Origin of the sequence: Paenibacillus sp. FSL R7-277 (assembly GCF_000517965.1) — a bacterium.
In the GTDB taxonomy this organism is placed as follows: Bacteria; Bacillota; Bacilli; order Paenibacillales; family Paenibacillaceae; genus Paenibacillus_AQ; species Paenibacillus_AQ silagei.
The window spans coordinates 1-16,305 of sequence record NZ_ASPX01000085.1; the positions used below are offsets into that span (position 1 = coordinate 1).

11 protein-coding genes are annotated in these 16,305 nt (G+C 52.8%); 2 read left to right on the plus strand and 9 right to left on the minus strand.

The window, feature by feature from the left end:
* Positions 1-246 precede the first annotated feature (246 nt).
* The 8 genes from C173_RS25565 to xylA form a co-directional block, all read right to left on the minus strand.
* Positions 247-2,634, minus strand: coding sequence for a glycoside hydrolase family 95 protein (locus C173_RS25565; RefSeq protein ID WP_036730349.1), 2,388 nt, complete (start codon positions 2,632-2,634; stop codon positions 247-249).
* A gap of 108 nt (positions 2,635-2,742) precedes the next feature.
* Positions 2,743-4,485 (minus strand): ABC transporter substrate-binding protein, encoded by a 1,743-nt coding sequence (locus tag C173_RS25570; protein ID WP_036730350.1) that lies wholly within the window; start codon positions 4,483-4,485, stop codon positions 2,743-2,745.
* A 192-nt stretch (positions 4,486-4,677) separates the two neighbouring features.
* Positions 4,678-5,577: a carbohydrate ABC transporter permease gene (locus C173_RS25575; protein WP_036730353.1), complete on the minus strand. Its 900-nt coding sequence runs from the start codon at positions 5,575-5,577 to the stop codon at positions 4,678-4,680.
* 14 nt (positions 5,578-5,591) lie between these two features.
* Positions 5,592-6,578 carry an ABC transporter permease gene (locus C173_RS25580; protein WP_081751337.1) on the minus strand — a complete coding sequence of 329 codons (987 nt, stop codon included), beginning with the start codon at positions 6,576-6,578 and terminating at the stop codon, positions 5,592-5,594.
* A gap of 127 nt (positions 6,579-6,705) precedes the next feature.
* Complete coding sequence (locus C173_RS25585) at positions 6,706-8,484, minus strand: sensor histidine kinase (protein ID WP_081751338.1); 1,779 nt, start codon at positions 8,482-8,484, stop codon at positions 6,706-6,708.
* Between the two features lie 184 nt (positions 8,485-8,668).
* Entirely contained in the window at positions 8,669-10,222 is a 1,554-nt protein-coding gene (locus tag C173_RS25590) for a response regulator transcription factor (protein ID WP_036730357.1), read from the minus strand.
* A 221-nt stretch (positions 10,223-10,443) separates the two neighbouring features.
* Entirely contained in the window at positions 10,444-11,940 is a 1,497-nt protein-coding gene (xylB, locus tag C173_RS25595; RefSeq protein WP_036730359.1) for a xylulokinase, read from the minus strand.
* A 707-nt stretch (positions 11,941-12,647) separates the two neighbouring features.
* Positions 12,648-13,967: a xylose isomerase gene (xylA, locus tag C173_RS25600; protein ID WP_036730361.1), complete on the minus strand. Its 1,320-nt coding sequence runs from the start codon at positions 13,965-13,967 to the stop codon at positions 12,648-12,650.
* A 367-nt stretch (positions 13,968-14,334) separates the two neighbouring features.
* On the opposite strand from xylA, the gene C173_RS25605 reads away from it, so the two are divergent.
* Positions 14,335-15,495, plus strand: a complete 1,161-nt coding sequence (locus C173_RS25605) for an ROK family transcriptional regulator (protein ID WP_036730363.1) — start codon at positions 14,335-14,337, stop codon at positions 15,493-15,495.
* A 142-nt stretch (positions 15,496-15,637) separates the two neighbouring features.
* Complete coding sequence (locus C173_RS25610) at positions 15,638-15,832, plus strand: hypothetical protein (protein ID WP_036694925.1); 195 nt, start codon at positions 15,638-15,640, stop codon at positions 15,830-15,832.
* A 179-nt stretch (positions 15,833-16,011) separates the two neighbouring features.
* Here C173_RS25610 and C173_RS25615 read toward each other — a convergent pair whose 3' ends face one another.
* The gene (locus tag C173_RS25615; RefSeq protein ID WP_036694922.1) at positions 16,012-16,248 is read right to left on the minus strand and encodes a glutaredoxin family protein; all 237 of its coding nucleotides are present in this window, start codon (positions 16,246-16,248) and stop codon (positions 16,012-16,014) included.
* Positions 16,249-16,305 lie beyond the last annotated feature (57 nt).

Here is a 16,305-nt window from a genome sequence, read left to right on the forward strand (position 1 = left end):
CCCCAGCTACTGGACTGGCCCTTCAATTGAAGGTACAGCCTGTTGGTGTCCTGGCTCACCTGACCGATCTTCGTCTGCAGGCGCCGGACTTCATCTTCGTTAAATACTAGCTTTGTTGATGCCATAACCATCCTTTCCGCCGAATGCTAAAACTCACTGGCTTCTAATTTTAATCAATAAATCTCCCTTAGTCATACAGGCTACCTCCTATTACTATCGGATTTATTTTCCATTATATTTATAGTTTTACACCTCCACCCAATACACCCCGCCAGCCGTAACCTCAAGCGCACCACTCACTGTCTGGAGGCGTCCGTCTGCAAGCTTCAGCTTCAGCTTCAGCTCTTGCGTATAGCCGAGCCACAGTGTTCCATCGAACCGGGCTGTAATCCGCGCGTATACCAGAACTCCGGCCCGCCATTCGAGGTCCACCTCATACCCGCCGCGCGCCTTAAGACCCCGGATACGGCCATTCTTCCAGGCTCCAGGCAGCGCCGGAAGCAGTGTAAGCTCCCCGAGATGACTCTGAAGCAGCATCTCTGCGATGCCGGCAGCCGCGCCGAAATTACCGTCAATCTGAAACGGCGGATGCGCGTCGAACAGGTTGGGATAGACGGAGCGGGTTAACAGCGCGCGAACATAGCCGTAAGCCGCATCGCCGTCTGCGAGCCGGGCATAGAGGTTAATCAGCCAAGCACAGCTCCAGCCGGTATGTCCCCCGCCGGAAGCAACCCGCTGCTCCAGCGTTAAGCGGCTGGCTTCCAGCAGCTTCGGCGTGTCCCGCCTGTTAATCCGGCTGCCCGGATACAGGCTGTACAGATGGGAGACATGGCGGTGCCCCGGCTCGGCTTCAGCGAAGTCATAGAGCCATTCCTGCACCCGTCCATCCTTGCTAATCCTCAGCGGAGACAGCCGGGCAAGCGTCTGTTCCAGCTCCTCCTGTAGCTCAGCGTCCACGCCGAGAATGCGCGCAGCCTCCAGGCAATGCTGCATCAGCTCAGCGATCAGGCTCATATCCATGGCCGAACCCATAGATATACTGCAAGCTCTGCCGTCCTCCGTGATGAACCGGTTCTCCGGCGAAGTAGACGGACTGGTAACGAGCCACCCATCCGTTCCTTCCACCAGCCAATCCAGGCAGAAGAGAGCAGCTCCTTTCATTAGCGGATAAGCGGTCTCACTCAAAACCTTCACATCCGGGTTGAATTCGTAATGCTCCCACAGGTGACGGCATAGCCACACGCCGCCCATGGGCCAGAAGGCCCAGCTGGCATCTCCGCCGGACGGTGTGGAGGCCCGCCACAGGTCAACATTATGATGGGCTACCCAGCCGCGCGCCCCGTAATGAATAGCAGCCGTTCTGGCCCCGGTCTCACTAAGCTCCTTAATCAGCTCAAGGAGCGGCTCATGACATTCGCTGAGATTGCAGACCTCCGCCAGCCAGTAGTTCATCTGTGTATTGATATTGGTCGTGTAATTGCTGTTCCATGGCGGCTGAACATGGGCATTCCATATCCCCTGCAGATTCGCTGCCTGGGTTCCGGCGCGCGAGCTACCCATCAGCAGATAGCGGCCATATTGGAACAGCAGAGCTTCCAACGCCGGGTCTTCTGCCCCCTGCTGATATGCGGCCAGACGTTCATCGGTGGGCCGCTCATCCGCCTCGTGACCGCCAAGATCCAGATCCATCCGGCGGAAGATCGCCTGATGATCTGCAACGTGGCGTGCGTACAGCTCCTCATAAGTCTTACCGGCCGCAGCGCTTAATCTGCTCGCGCACAGCTCCGCCGGACTTATCCCAGCTGCGGAATACGATGCTGACGCAGCGGATCTATGACTTGCTCTGGACCGCACCTCCTCATAGTCCGTTCCGGCAGCCAGCAGCAGCAGCACACGATCTGCGCCGGTGATCACGAGCTTGCCTGCGGAATGCCGGATACTCCCCCCGGTTACCTGTACATGCAGGTGCAGCTCGAACGCAACTCCAAGCCCCGCTTCATAGAGCACCGCAAGCGGATGATCCTGGTGGTAATTGTCGGCAATATGCGAGGGACAGCGCCCCTGCATTACCAGCCGGTTCCCTTCCCCGGGACTAACGCTATGCTGTAATTGGCTGTCCAGTGCCAGCTCTAGCTGAATTCCCCCGGGCTGATCGCTTGTCAGATGCACGACACCGACCTGGTCCGGGGTACTGATAAATACTTCACGGGTGAAGGCTCCCTGCCCTGTCTTATAGGTCACTCTGGCAACTCCGCTATCCAGATCCAGCTCTCTTTTATAGGCTGTATAGTTCTCTGCGCCCGGCTGCGTAAGAATCAGATCCCCGAGCGGCATATAGGCCTGGGCGTTGACCCCCAGCATATGAGCATTCACCATATCCTCGGCCTCCCCATACTGGCCTGCAGCGATTAGCTCCCGGGTTCTTTTCAAATACCTGAGCGCTTCGTAATTATTGGTATCCCGGGGGAACCCGGACCATAAGGTATCCTCATTCAGCGAGATCAGCTCTTTATCCGTACCGCCGAATACCATAGCCCCCATATGCCCGTTCCCGAGCGGCAGCGCCTCTTCCCAGACAGCTGCGGGCTGACGGTATCTGAGCTTCCATGCGGATGTATTTTGTTTAGTTTCCATGTTCTCCTCACCCTTCGTACTAAGTTCTGGATACAACAAAAGGCCCTGACCTAAGTCGGGCCTTCTGCTTTCTGCTGTACACTTGATCATGCTACATCCCGTTAGGATTTACAGATTTTTGCCTGTCCACAGGGATACTCTCTTTTTCACCAGCTCAGTGAATTCTTTTTCCATATCCTGAGCACCGGCTTTGTCCAGCTCGGCCAGGAAGGCGTCATAGACTTTATCGAAATCAGCCGGTTTGGACAGAATCGCTTCCGGGATACGTTTACGTACGATATCCTGGGTCTTTTTGAAGATGACCTGATATTTACCGTCTGTCGGAACCGGCAGGTTGTACAGGGCACCTGTTTCTTTTACAGGGAATTCATCCTCTTTCGGGAACAGGTCCTTCCAGGTAGTCGCCTTATATCCGGCAAGGGATTCCTTCTCAGCTTCGGAGTACGAAGCAACAATCTGCTCAGGGAAGCTTGTGGTGTAATAGTTGTCTGTTGAATCCTTCACGCCGTCGCCATACCGTGCACCGAAGATCAGGTACTGGCCGATCCCGGTTGTTTTTTGAGTGTTCGCTGTATCATTGGCTAGGCCGTCACGGATCTCAGGCAGAACCTCACGCTTGCCATTGGCATCCACAGTATAGTGCTTATCTTTAATCCCCCAGGTTCTCAGGACCTGGCCTTCATCGGAGGACATCCAATCCAGCCATTTGATGATCCGCTCAGGATCTTTGGCTGCCGTAGTGATTGCAATCCCGTAGCCGTCAATTCCCGTCTGCATGAAGGAATGATCCTTATACTCTTCGGTCAGGGTTACAGGGAAGTGTCCATAGGTATACTCGTCTTTGCCGGCAGCCTTCAGGGCATTCTCACCGTCGGAGTATTCCCATTCCTGGGAGATCAGACCGAGTACACGGCCGCTGGCCACTTTCGCTTTGTATTGGTCATCCTTTTGTACGAAGGTGTCCTTGTCGAGCAGGCCTTGATTGTACATGCCGTTCAGCCAGCGGAAATATTCCTTTTCTTCGGCGCGTTTGTAGTGAAGCTTCGCTTCGAAGGTCTCAGGGTCCACATAATATTCACCATCATCCGGTGCGCCGGTTGTAGTGAAGGCCGGGTTCGTCACGGTGATCATAATCTTCCAGTCATCGGCGTTCAGCGTCAGAGGAATGGTGGGCTGTCCATCGGTTTCCGGATGCAGCTTCACATAATCCTTAAGCACCTTTTCAAAATCAGCTACAGTCCGCACCTTCGGATAGCCAAGCTCTTTAAGCACACGATGCTGAATTTCAAATCCGCCTGTGGCATCAAAGGATTTTTGGCCGACACCCACATTCGTAGGGATCTGATAAATGCTCTGGTCATCCAGGCTGTACTTCAGCCGGTTCATATTCTCGCCGTAGACCTTCTTGAGGTTGGGGCCATATTTGTCAATCAGGTCCGTCATATCAATGATCAGGCCCGCATCCACCAGGGTACTCAGACTTCCTTTAGCGAAAATAATATCAGGAACGTCGCCGCTCGCCGCCATCATCGCAATCTTCTGGTCGCCGCCGCCGCTGCCTACATCGAATTCAGCTTCAAGGGTAACCCCTGTCTTCTCCGTAATCGCTTTACCTACATCATCCTGCATCTTGTTCCAGTTCGGGCTGGCATCCGCACCGAAGAAGGTGAACGTAGCCGGTGAGGTATCTAGAGCCGTATCATCTGCTGCGGCAGTAGCATCAGGTGTAGTTCCTGAGTTGTTAGGCGTCGTATTGTTGGCTGCATTATTGCCGTTGCCTCCACAACCGGCGATCAGCATCGAGCTCATCAGCAGGAGTGTGAAGATCGTCTTGGTACTCTTGCGGTTCATTGTGTATCCCCCTTGTATCTTAATATGTTGCCTCTATGCATATCAGGTGAGACCTGAATATACCATTGTGAACGCTTGCAAAACTACTATAAATATAAATTACCACTAATTAACACTTCACCTTAAGCGGGTTAGCTGCCCGGCTCTGCACTGAACCCGGCAGCTTCTCCCCCTGTCACTCTGGGTTAAGGCCTAAGCCTTGACTGCACCCAGCGTCATCCCGCCGACAAAATACTTTTGCAGGAACGGATAGACCACGAGAATCGGCACCGTTACGACAATGGTAATCGCCATCTTGATCGACTCCGGTGAAATCTGCGCCATCTGTCTGGCCATATCATTCGCATTTGCCATGCCGCTGCCCTGATTGGTCGAAGACAGGACCTTCATCAGCTCGAACTGCAGCGTAGTCAGATGCGGCTTGTTGCCGTTGTAGAGATAGGTGGTGAACCACTCATTCCATTGCCCCACGGCCAGGAACAAGGCGATAGTCGCCAGCACCGGCTTACAGAGCGGAAGAATGATTTTGTAGAAAATCATAAAGTCATTCGCCCCATCCAGCTTAGCGGATTCCTGCAGGGCAAACGGCAGGCCGTCCATGAAAGAGCGGATAATGAACACGTTGAACGCGGATACCATACCCGGCAGGATGTAGATCCAGAACGTTCCGATCAGATTCAGGTCCTTCATGAGAATGTACATCGGCACCATACCGCCGGAGAAATACATGGTCAGGGCCAGGAATACCGAGACGAATCTTCTGGCTCTGAACTCCGGACGGCTGAGGGTAAAGGCCAGCATGGAAGCACTGATCAGCCCCAGAAGAGTACCGGAAAGGGTACGCAGAATCGATATTTTGAAGCCTTGAATCAGCCCCGTATAGCTGAAGATCCGCTGGTAATTCTCTAGAGTCCAGACCCGCGGGAAGATATAGATGCCACCCCGGACCGTATCTGTAGATTCATTGAAGGAAATCGCCAGCACGTTCAGAAAGGGATATAACGTCACAATCATAATCAGGATTAGAGCGATGTAGAGAAAAATATCGAAGACACGTTCACCTTTTGACATTTGGAATGCTTTGCCACCCATGGATGATCCCCTCCTTACATAATGCTTTCTTTGGCAAATTTCTTCATCAGACCGTTAGCGGTGAACAGCAGGATGACACTGACTACCGAGGTGAACATGCTTATCGCGGTACCATAGGAGAACCGTCCAATCTGTATCCCGTATTTAAGCGCATACAAATCCAGCACTTCCGAATAATCGGTAACCATGTTGTTCTGCAGCTGGAATTGCTTCTCGAAGCCGATCCCGACCAGATGGCCGATATTCATAATCAGCAGCACCATCACCGTTGTGCGGATACCCGGCAGCGTAATATTGAACATCTGCTTGACCCGTCCTGCACCATCGACTTTGGCCGCTTCATACAGCTCTTTATCAATGCCTGTAATCGCTGCCAGATAGATGATCGCGTTCCAGCCCGTTTCCTTCCAAATGTCAGCAGCCGTTAAGACTCCCCAGAAGTATTTCCCTTTGGCCATGAACTGAATCGGCTCATCAATCACATTCATCCAGAGCAGCAAATCGTTCACGATCCCTCCATCGATGGCAAGCGTCTTGTAGACAATCCCGCCTACAACGACCCAGGATACAAAGTGGGGCAGGTAAGATATCGTCTGAACCGATCTCTTGAAGACGTTCCCGCGCAGCTCGTTGAGCATCACGGCGAACAGGATAGGAACCACGAAGCCGAAGATCAGTCCCAGCATGCTCATCGCCAGTGTATTTCTTAATACGAGGTAGAAGCGTTCATCCTGGAACAGCTCCCTGAAGTTGTCCAGTCCGACCCATTTCTGCTCGCTGAACGACCTGACCGGCTTATAATTCTGGAAGGCCATTAGCCATCCCCATATAGGCACATAGCTGAATATAAATACCCAGATTACGAATGGAAGGGACATCAGGTATAAGTACTTTTGCTGGAGTACGCTTTTCCAAAATCCACTATTCCGTTTCGCAGGTGGGCGGGGGGTTACGCTTTCATTTGCTGTAACACCGCTTTCAGTGAGCGCTTTCACGATCATTATTCCCCCTTCGCTTTGATAGCTTTATCTTATCCCAGCGCCGGGGGCGAGAATACCCAACAGATTTCACGTAAAAACCTATAGAAATTAGACATTCTCCCCGCCTGTATCCCCTTAAGCCTTCAAATCACTGTCCCTTCGGGATTGAAAATGTAATCCGGGTCCCCTCTCCCTCCCGGCTTGAGATGTTCAGCCCGTGCTCCGCTCCGTAATACAGAGTCAGTCTCTGCTGCACATTGCGCAGCCCGATCCGGCCCTGCTCCTCTTCTTCCGCCTTGGTGATGACCTCCATAATCTCGGCCAGCCGTCCTTCCTTCATGCCGATCCCGTCATCCATTACAATCACCTGAATCTCCTGATTCTCCGTGAGGGTAATGGCGATGCTGACGTGCACCGTGCCTTCCTTGTTCTCGAGACCATGAACGACAGAATTCTCCACCAGCGGCTGGATAATCAGCGGCGGAATCATCACCTCAGCGGCGTCGGGATCGAAGGCAATCTCATACTCCAGCCTGTCCTCGTACCGGAACTTCTGAATCTCCAGATAGGAGCGGATCATCTCAACTTCTTCCTTGATCGGCGCCCGTTCCCTGCCTACTTCCAGGTTCTTGCGCATAAGCTTACCGAGCAGTCTGACGATATTCGCAATTTCCTTCTCGCCCTTAAGATGGGCATTCATGCGGATCGATTCCAGCGCGTTGAACAGAAAATGCGGATGAATCTGGCTGGCCATCATCTTCAGCTTAATCTCCCGCTGCGCGATCTCCAGCGTACTGTTCTTCTCATTGCTCTCTATCACCTGGGTAATCAGCTGGTTGATGCTGGCTACCATGTAGTTGAACTGGCGCGACAGCTGGCCGATCTCGTCTGTTCCGTCAATGTGGGAGACGACGTTCAGGTTCCCGAGAGCCACTTGATTGAGCTGGCGGCTCAGCCGCAGCAGCCGGTTGCTCGTCAGCAGCGAGATAGTATAGACCAGTACAAGCGCAACCAGCAGCACCCCGATTACGATAAACAGCCCCAGCTGACTCACCTTGTTGGCATCGCTCAGAATGCTTTTGGTTTCAAATACGGAAATGATCTTTAGCTTGCTGACACTCAGCTCAGGGATCATCTCATCGATCATGACGTAGGAATCCTTATCCTTCACCTGGGTCATGAACACACCTTTGGATTGCGACTGCACATTTATCCCTATGTCAAAAGCATCCACCGTGCTGCCTACCAGCTGCGGATTTTTGGCGGATACAATATAGCCCTGCTCATCAATAATGATCGTCTCGAACGGCTCCTGGTGCAGCATCTGGTTCAGCTCATCCTGATTCACCTGCACCATCAGAATTCCTGACTTGCTGTATTCAGGGTAGGGAACCTGGCGGATCAGACTCAGCTTGTTGATGGTCCCTTTGGGGCTGTTGATATAAGGGTCCTTGTCGTGGATATACATCCAGTAGATCTGATTGTTCTGCATAGCCTGTGTATACCAGTTTCTCGTACGGATCTCCGGCGTTACCGGCGCGATAGACATATCATCCACCAGTGTGGGATTATCGATGAAAAAGCGGATATTGGAGATTTCCCGGTACCGCAGCACATATTCCTTGAGGTCGGTATAATTCAGATAAGCCTTGGTCAGCTCCAGAATACTCGGATAATGCGTATTGACCAGCCGCTCCAGATCCTCATCGAAATAGAGCAGATTCGAAATATCTGTAGGGACACGCAGCTTGCTGTACAACTGGCTTTTGATCTTTTCTACGTTGTTGGTGGCCTGATCAATCGCTCTGTTCAAGGCTCCCTCCCGAAAATAATTCGTTAGAATCACCCCTGCAATCAGCACGGGAATCATCACCACTATGATATAAAAGAAGATCAGCTTGTATTTCAGCTTCATGTTATTGACCATCCGCACCAGCTTCTTGATATCAATCTCCCCTCTCTATACAAACAGGCTGCTCCCGGATCTTCTGCAAGAAGGGGAACAGCCTGTATATCATAAGCCTCATACCTGATCCTCTGCAAGCTTACCGCGACCTACAGTTTCAAATTCCCCCTCCGCTTCTTTTTGCTTTTCGTTAAATGCCTTAAGTCTAGTTCTCCTTGCGGTACGCGCTTGGGGAGACGCCGACATATTTGCGGAATTTGGCATTGAAATAATCAGAGTTCATGTATCCGACCTGCTCGGCCACCTCATAGACCTTCATGCCCTGGGTCAGCAGCTGCTTGGCCTTCTCGATCCGCACCTTATCCAGATATGTGTTGAAGTGCTCACCCACCTGGTTCTTGAACATTTTACCCAAGTAGGCGCTATTGTAGTTAAAAATCTCCGCAAGTGTGCCCAGCTTCAAATTCTCCTTATACCGGCGCTGGATCAGATCCGTAATCCGCTTAATCTCATCGCCGCGTCCGCTTCCGCTGCCCGTCAGCCTGGAAAGCTGCTCCATATAGCCCGACACCAGCCGCTCTGCATCATGCAGGTATCTGCTGCTGTAGACCTCGCCCATCGGCGAGGCTTGTCCGGCAATCAGCGGGCGCAGCTCAGGACTCGCCGCCTCCAGCCGGGCAATCGTGCTGCTGACAATCCGCAGCAGCTGGTCCTTGATATAGGTCTCGTCCCGCTGGGTATGCACGAGCTTGCGGATAATCTGCAACGTAAGCTCCCTGGCTACCTCGCTACTGCCAGCCTCTACTGCCAGCAGCAGCTGCACCTCGATATCACGCTCGGGGTCCAGCTCCTCCTCCGGTTCAACCGCGCCTTGTGCAGGCTGCTCCCACAGGTTCGGCATTCCACAGAGCAGTGTGTTCTTCTGCCCGAAGAAGGCATCCTCCAGCCGGGCGCGCGCAGCCCCGAAGGACTCTCCGGCCTCCTCCGGCCGGCCGGCTGTTCCGCCCGCTGCGGCCACGAACTCCAGCCCCTCCTTCGAGATCAGGTGGTGCAGCTCCTGCCAGAGCGCCGCCCGGGCGCGTTCATCCCGAAGCGGCTCCTTCAGCAGAATTCCCATGTATGGGGGGAGGGTGAAGAAGAAGCCGTGCCCCTCCTGCTCCTGCCAATGCCGCTCCATCAGCCGCTTCACCGCATCCTCACGGGCATCCTCGCCCTTGTTAAGCCCTTTCAATTCCAGCAGCACCACTTCGCAGCCGCTGTCCGTGAGGCCCAGTTCAGCCGCGGCTTCCCCGCCTTCCTTCGAATTCGACTGCAGCAGCTCCCGCACCAGCACCTCGGTGGTTCTTGCCGGCTCCAGCGCCTGCCATTCGTTGATCCGCTCTTCCAGGCTGATCTTCTCCCGCAGCTCCTGCAGATAGCTGATCAGTTCCTCCTCATCCACCGGCTTGAGCAAGTATCCATCAATATGATAAGAGATGGCCTGCTTCGCATATTCAAAATCGGCATAGCCGCTTAGAATCAGCACATGGCAGCCCGGACTTTCCTTGCGCAGTTCAGCGATTAATTCCAGTCCGGTCATTCCCGGCATACGGATATCCGCCATCACAAGTCCAGGTTGCAGCTCACGGAATTTGTCCAGCGCTTCATAACCGTTAGCCGCTGTCGCCACCACGGTATACCCCTCTTCCTCCCAGGGAATCAAGGTGCGCATCCCTTCCCTCAGCTTGGGCTCATCATCCACAATCAGTACTTTGATCAATAGGGGGCCTCCCTTCATGCCGTACTCGAGCTTCCGAGCCGGAATTTATCATACTAAATAAGGAACACTTAAAATTGTACTTGAAGCAGTGTCGTAACTGCGGTGAACATTTGGACTTCCGGCCGCTGTTGTCACCAGATAGTCTTCTTATATAGATCTTATACCCTAAAGAAAACAAGCTGCCACCCTTTACAGGATGGCAGTCATTCCGTGCGGATATTCTATTTACGGTAAGAAGCCAGCTTCTCATTCAGCTCGCGGGTCTGGCCGTATACATCCTGATACAAAGCGAAGATCCCGTCATATAGCGCCGCCTGATCTGCATTAGGGGTATAGGTCTCTGCCGGACGGATGAAGGCTTCCGCACATGCACCCAGGGACTCGAACCAGCCTGCGCCATAGGCTGCCAGCATAGCTGCGCCCATAGCCGGACCCTGCTCGCTCTCCAGCTTGATGATCGTAGCGCCGAAGATATCAGCCTGCATCTGTAGCCAGGCTTCATTCTTAGCCCCGCCGCCGATCGCCACGACCTCGGTAATCTCTTTGCCGGATTCACGCACAATCTCAATCGATTCACGCAGCGAGAACGTGATGCCTTCCAGGACAGCGCGGGTAAAGTGGGACAGGGTATGTCCGGAATCCATACCGATGAAGCTGCCACGGATGCTGGCATCCGGGTGCGGTGTACGTTCCCCGCTGATGTAAGGGGTGAACAAGAGACCGCTGCTGCCAGCCGGGATATCGTTCACTCCCTGCAGCAGCTCGTCGAAGCTCTTGTCTGCTGCAAAGGTCTCCTTGAACCAAGTCAGGCTGTGTCCTGCCGCCAGGGTAACACCCATGATATAGAAGGCATCCTTCTCACTGTGGTTGAAGAAATGCACCTTGCCTTCGAGGTTAAGATCCTTGTTGCTCTCGTAGGACAATACCACACCGGAAGTCCCGATGCTGCACATCGTCCGGCCTTCACCCAGAATGCCGGCTCCCAGTGCGCCGCAGGCATTGTCTGCCCCGCCGGCGAACACCTTGGTGGTAGGAAGCAGGCCGGAGGCTTCGGCCACCGCCGGAAGCAGGGTTCCGGTCTGCTCGAAGGATTCCACGAGTCTCGGGCAGAGGGAGACCGGCAGATCGAACGCTCCGGCAATCTCTGCACTCCACTGCTTCGCGCCTACGTCGAGCAGCAGAGTTCCGGCTGCGTCAGAGTAGTCCATAGCGTAGTCACCCGTCAGGTGGTAGCGCACATAATCCTTCGGCAGCAGGAACAATTCAGCCTTCGCGAGCACCTCAGGCTCATGCTCCTGGACCCACAGAATCTTCGGAAGCGTGAAGCCTTCGAGCGCGCGGTTGCGGGCGATATCGATCAGCTTGCTGCCGAGCTTCTTCTCAATTTTGCGGCATTCCGCAGTCGTACGCGTATCATTCCATAGAATGGCGGGACGCAGCGCCTTGCCTTCGCCGTCAACGAGCACAAGCCCGTGCATCTGGCCGGAGAAGCTGATACCGTCGATCTGTCCAGGCTCTGCACCCGATACTTCCATCAGACGCTTCAGACTGGCGATGGTTCCCTTCACCCAATCCTCCGGGTTCTGCTCACTCCAGTTCGGCTGGGGTCTGCTGAGCGGATACGCTTCAGAATGCTCGAAAGCCACCTTGCCCTGAGGATCTACCAGTACAGTCTTGACCGCACTGGTTCCAAGATCGACACCAATTACATATTTCATAGTTATCCTCCTAAAAGTTATATGAAGCATTACTTCTCTTGGAACATCTCCGCAATATAACTCGCTTCGTAAGCATAATCTTAAGTTTTGCGGGGTTCCGCATCATGTATTCTCTTCGAGCAAAACTCGCTTCGTAAGCATCAGCCGTTCCAACGGTTTCAATCCACTGAAGATGCGGCAGCGATTGTATTTCCTGCAATAGATTCTCGTTAAATCGGCCGAAAATCCTAGGCAATTGTACTTTGTACACTAGAATTCCATGAAAAGGCTGTTTTGTACGGTATCCTCAAATATCTGTTGTATGGAATACAGCAGAATGCTATTTTGCAGCCAAATTAGAGCATTCTACTGCACAAAATACACTCACACAGTCCTAGTAGAGCATCAGAGCTAAACAAGCTGAACCGAGCCAATTGGTGATAGTTGTATTCTGTACATCTAAATACAGTGAAAAGAAAGGTTTTCCTCCTCTAACTGTACTCAGTACAACTAAATCTGCCCAAATAGGCAAAAACCCGGGTACGGAGGCAGTTTAATTGTACGAAATACAACTAAACGGATATTCGGCGATACATAAGATGATTTAGTTGTATAAAATGCATTTCCAGTATTAAAAAAGGGGCTGCCGAAGAATGCTCTCTTCAGCAACCCCCGTTGCGTGTCTTCTCTAATGAATCTGCGGGCAATCCCGCAAATCCGGCAGCGTCTTACTCAGCAGTCAGGATGTACTGGTTAAGTGTAGCTCTCAGCAGTTCCTGACGTCCGGATTTGTTCGGACGCGGGCTCTCGTTGTTCAGCGCGTAGTCAGCCAGCGAAGCCAGTGTCGCTTTGCCGGATACGATGTCAGCGCCAACGCCTTCGTTGAAGCTGCTGTAACGCTCAGCGATGAAGTTCTCGAATACGCCATCTTCCAGCAGCTTAGCAGCTACCTTCAGGCCCTTAGCGTATACGTCCATACCGGAGATGTGTGCCAGGAACAGATCCTCAGGCTCGAAGGAAGGACGGCGTACTTTGGAGTCAAAGTTGATTCCGCCTTTGCCCAGACCATCGTTCTTCAGTACTTCATAGAGAGTCAGTGTAGCATCGTAGATGCTTGCAGGGAATTCATCTGTATCCCAGCCGAGCAACGGATCGCCCTGGTTCGCATCGAGTGATCCCAGCATGCCGTTAATACGGGCTACATGCAGTTCATGCTCGAAGGTGTGGCCAGCGAGTGTAGCATGGTTCGCTTCAAGGTTCAGCTTGAAGTGCTTATCCAGGTTGTACTTCTGCAGGAATGCGATGCAGGTTGCTGCATCGAAGTCATATTGGTGCTTGGTAGGCTCTTTCGGCTTAGGCTCGATCAGGAACTGGCCGTCGAAGCCGATTTCCTTCGCATAATCTACAGCCATGCTGAACAGGCGGGCAATGTTGTCCTGCTCCAGCTGCATATTGGTGTTCAGCAGTGTCTCATAACCTTCACGGCCGCCCCAGAATACATAGTTGTCAGCGCCCAGACGTTTACCCACTTCCAGACCTTTCTTCACTTGTGCAGCAGCGTGTGCGAATACGTCAGCGTTGCACGTGGAGCCTGCACCGTGCATGTAGCGCGGGTTGGTGAACATGTTGGCAGTGTTCCACAGCAGTTTTTTGCCGGAAGCCTTCATGCCTTGTTCAAGGATGTCTACGATCGTATCGATGTTGCTGTAGAATTCACGCAGGGACGCGCCTTCAGGAGCGATGTCCACATCATGGAAGCAGTAGTACTGCAGGTCCATCTTCTCCATGAATTCGAATGCTGCTTCTGCACGGGCCTTAGCCTTGTCCAGCGTGCTCAGTTTGTCCCAAGCGCGGACTGCAGTTTCAGCGCCGAACGGGTCGGAACCGCCAGCTGTTAATGTATGCCAGTAAGCCATTGCAAATTTCAGGTGTTCTTCCATTGTTTTGCCGGCTACGATTTCTGTAGGATTGTAGAATTTGAATGCATAAGGGTTGGTGGAACGGCTTCCCTCGTAAGAGATCTTGCTCACTGTTTCAAAATAAGCCATTTGTAAAATCCTCCTCGATATTTTGCTTCGCCCGCAAGCGTTTACAGCATCATCTTAACACATCTCTTTGACTTTGTATATTGGTTAAACAAAGTTTTTTTATTTTTATTTTTCCCGCTGTTTCGCGTGTCTACCGGAGCTTATATTCACCTTCATAAGTTCCAGTTATTTAAAAATATGTAACGTTCGGACCGTCCAGCTCCAACGGATATAGTTGCATTTTTACGCTCTTCATTCTAGACTAGGGGGCATACCCGCGCAGCGGAGAGCGTCTTCACAGCTACCCTCTTCCCGCCTGTGCAAGGGCCCAGTAATCTACTCGGTTCTATACTGATAAATTCTTATATTGTAAAAGGAAGTGTGCTTCTTGAAAGTTACCGGTGATCAGGCGCTGGTCAAAAAAATAAACAAATCGATTATTTTACATACCATCCGTATGCATTCCCCCATCTCACGGGCCAAGGTGTCCGAGGTGACAGGATTGAATAAAGCTACCGTCTCCAATCTGGTAGCCGAGCTATGCGGGCAGCAGCTCGTAACCGAGGCTGGACCCGGAGAATCCAGCGGCGGGCGTAAGCCGCTGATGCTGCATTTTAACGAAATGGCGGGAAGTGTGATCGGGATCGAGCTGCGCGTGAAACAGCTTAAGGCCGTACTCTGCAACCTGGGGGGCGGCATTCTTCATGAACGGGACAGTGTGCTGGAGAACCACGACTTCCCTTATGTGCTCGGGCAGATGCAGCAGATGATTTCGGAGCTAATCGCTACGGCCCCGCCTTCACATTATGGACTCGTCGGCATTGGTGTCGGCGTCCCGGGAATGGTCGATGAGCACGGCGTTGTCCTGTTCGCGCCCAACCTGGGCTGGGAGATGGTAGACCTGCGTTCGATTCTGGAAAGCGCCTTCGCGGTGCCAGTCACCATTGATAATGAGGCCAACGCAGGGGCTCAGGGTGAGCTGAACTTCGGGGCGGCCCGCGATGTGCGCCATCTGCTGTATATCAGCGCAGGCTCGGGGATCGGGTCGGGGATTATTATCGGCGGAGAATTGTACAAGGGCGCGCGCGGCTATGCGGGTGAGACTGGACATATGACGATTGAAGCGGAAGGCAAGCCTTGCAGCTGCGGCAGCCGGGGTTGCTGGGAGCTGTACGCCTCCGAGAAAACCTATGATAACCCCGGCCTCTCCCTCCCGGCCCGCACAACGACCGGACTGGTCAAGTATGCGCTTGAGGGGCAGCCCGATACGCTAAGCCATTTCAACTCCATTGGAGAGTATCTGGGGATCGGAGTTACCAATCTGATCAACAGCTTCAACCCAGAGCTGATCGTGATCGGCGGCGCTCTATCGGAGGCGGAGCCGTGGCTCGGCGAGCCGCTGCGCCGGGTGGTAGCTGAGCGTACCCTCCCCTACCACAAGCAGCAGCTCGAAATCACCTTCTCCAGGCTGGGAAGCCGGGGAACCATGATTGGAGCGGGTTTTTCAGCGGTGATGCATTTTCTGGGCAACATCCGCGTCACTCTATAGACCCTTAAATTCTTATATTTCTTAAAATCGCCGCATTTTTTTCTGCATTTCCTGCTCTATAAGGAGTGGCTATCCTATATAATAAGGATACTCGTGTGACATTTGTCACCACACCCCTTTTTCTGAAATGGAGAGAGAATCCATGACTTATGTTGATACGTCTGATATTTCGGCGAAGATGTTCATCGCAGTGCTGCTGCTGCTGCTCATCATTGCTCCGCTCGTCAGCCTCGGTGTCCTGCGTCTGTTCCAGTCGCGGAAGAAATCGGGATTCCTCCTTATCGCAAGCGGCATTGCCGTCTATGCTGTCTTTCAGATGTTCATGTCTCTTACCTGAGGTCTGCAAGCAGACAGAAATGACGTAAGCAAGTAGAGAAGCAGCATTTAAGATTGTTCATTTTCGCTAAAACAGGCCTGGCCAATGGGCAGATTTAAATGTTGTTTTTCCTCCGCATGCACCGCAAAAAGCCGCCTCCCACCGGGAAGCGGCTCTATATATTTCAGGACTGCCGGCTATTATTCCGTCGCAGCCAAAGCCTTGTCGAACTTGGTCTTGTTCATGCCGACGATCTTCATATCCCCGATCACCGTAATCGGCACAGCTCTCATGCCCATATCCCACACCTGCTGGGCGTACTCTTCATTCTGCTCGATGTTGCGTTCTTCGTAGGCTACCCCTTTATCGCTCAGGAAGCTTTTCACCTGACGGCAATGCGGGCAATTCGTCGATGTGTACACAATTACATTCTCCATAGTATGATTTCCTCCTCGTATCTAAGTATTAGACTCTGAGCTCTATTGTAGCACCGT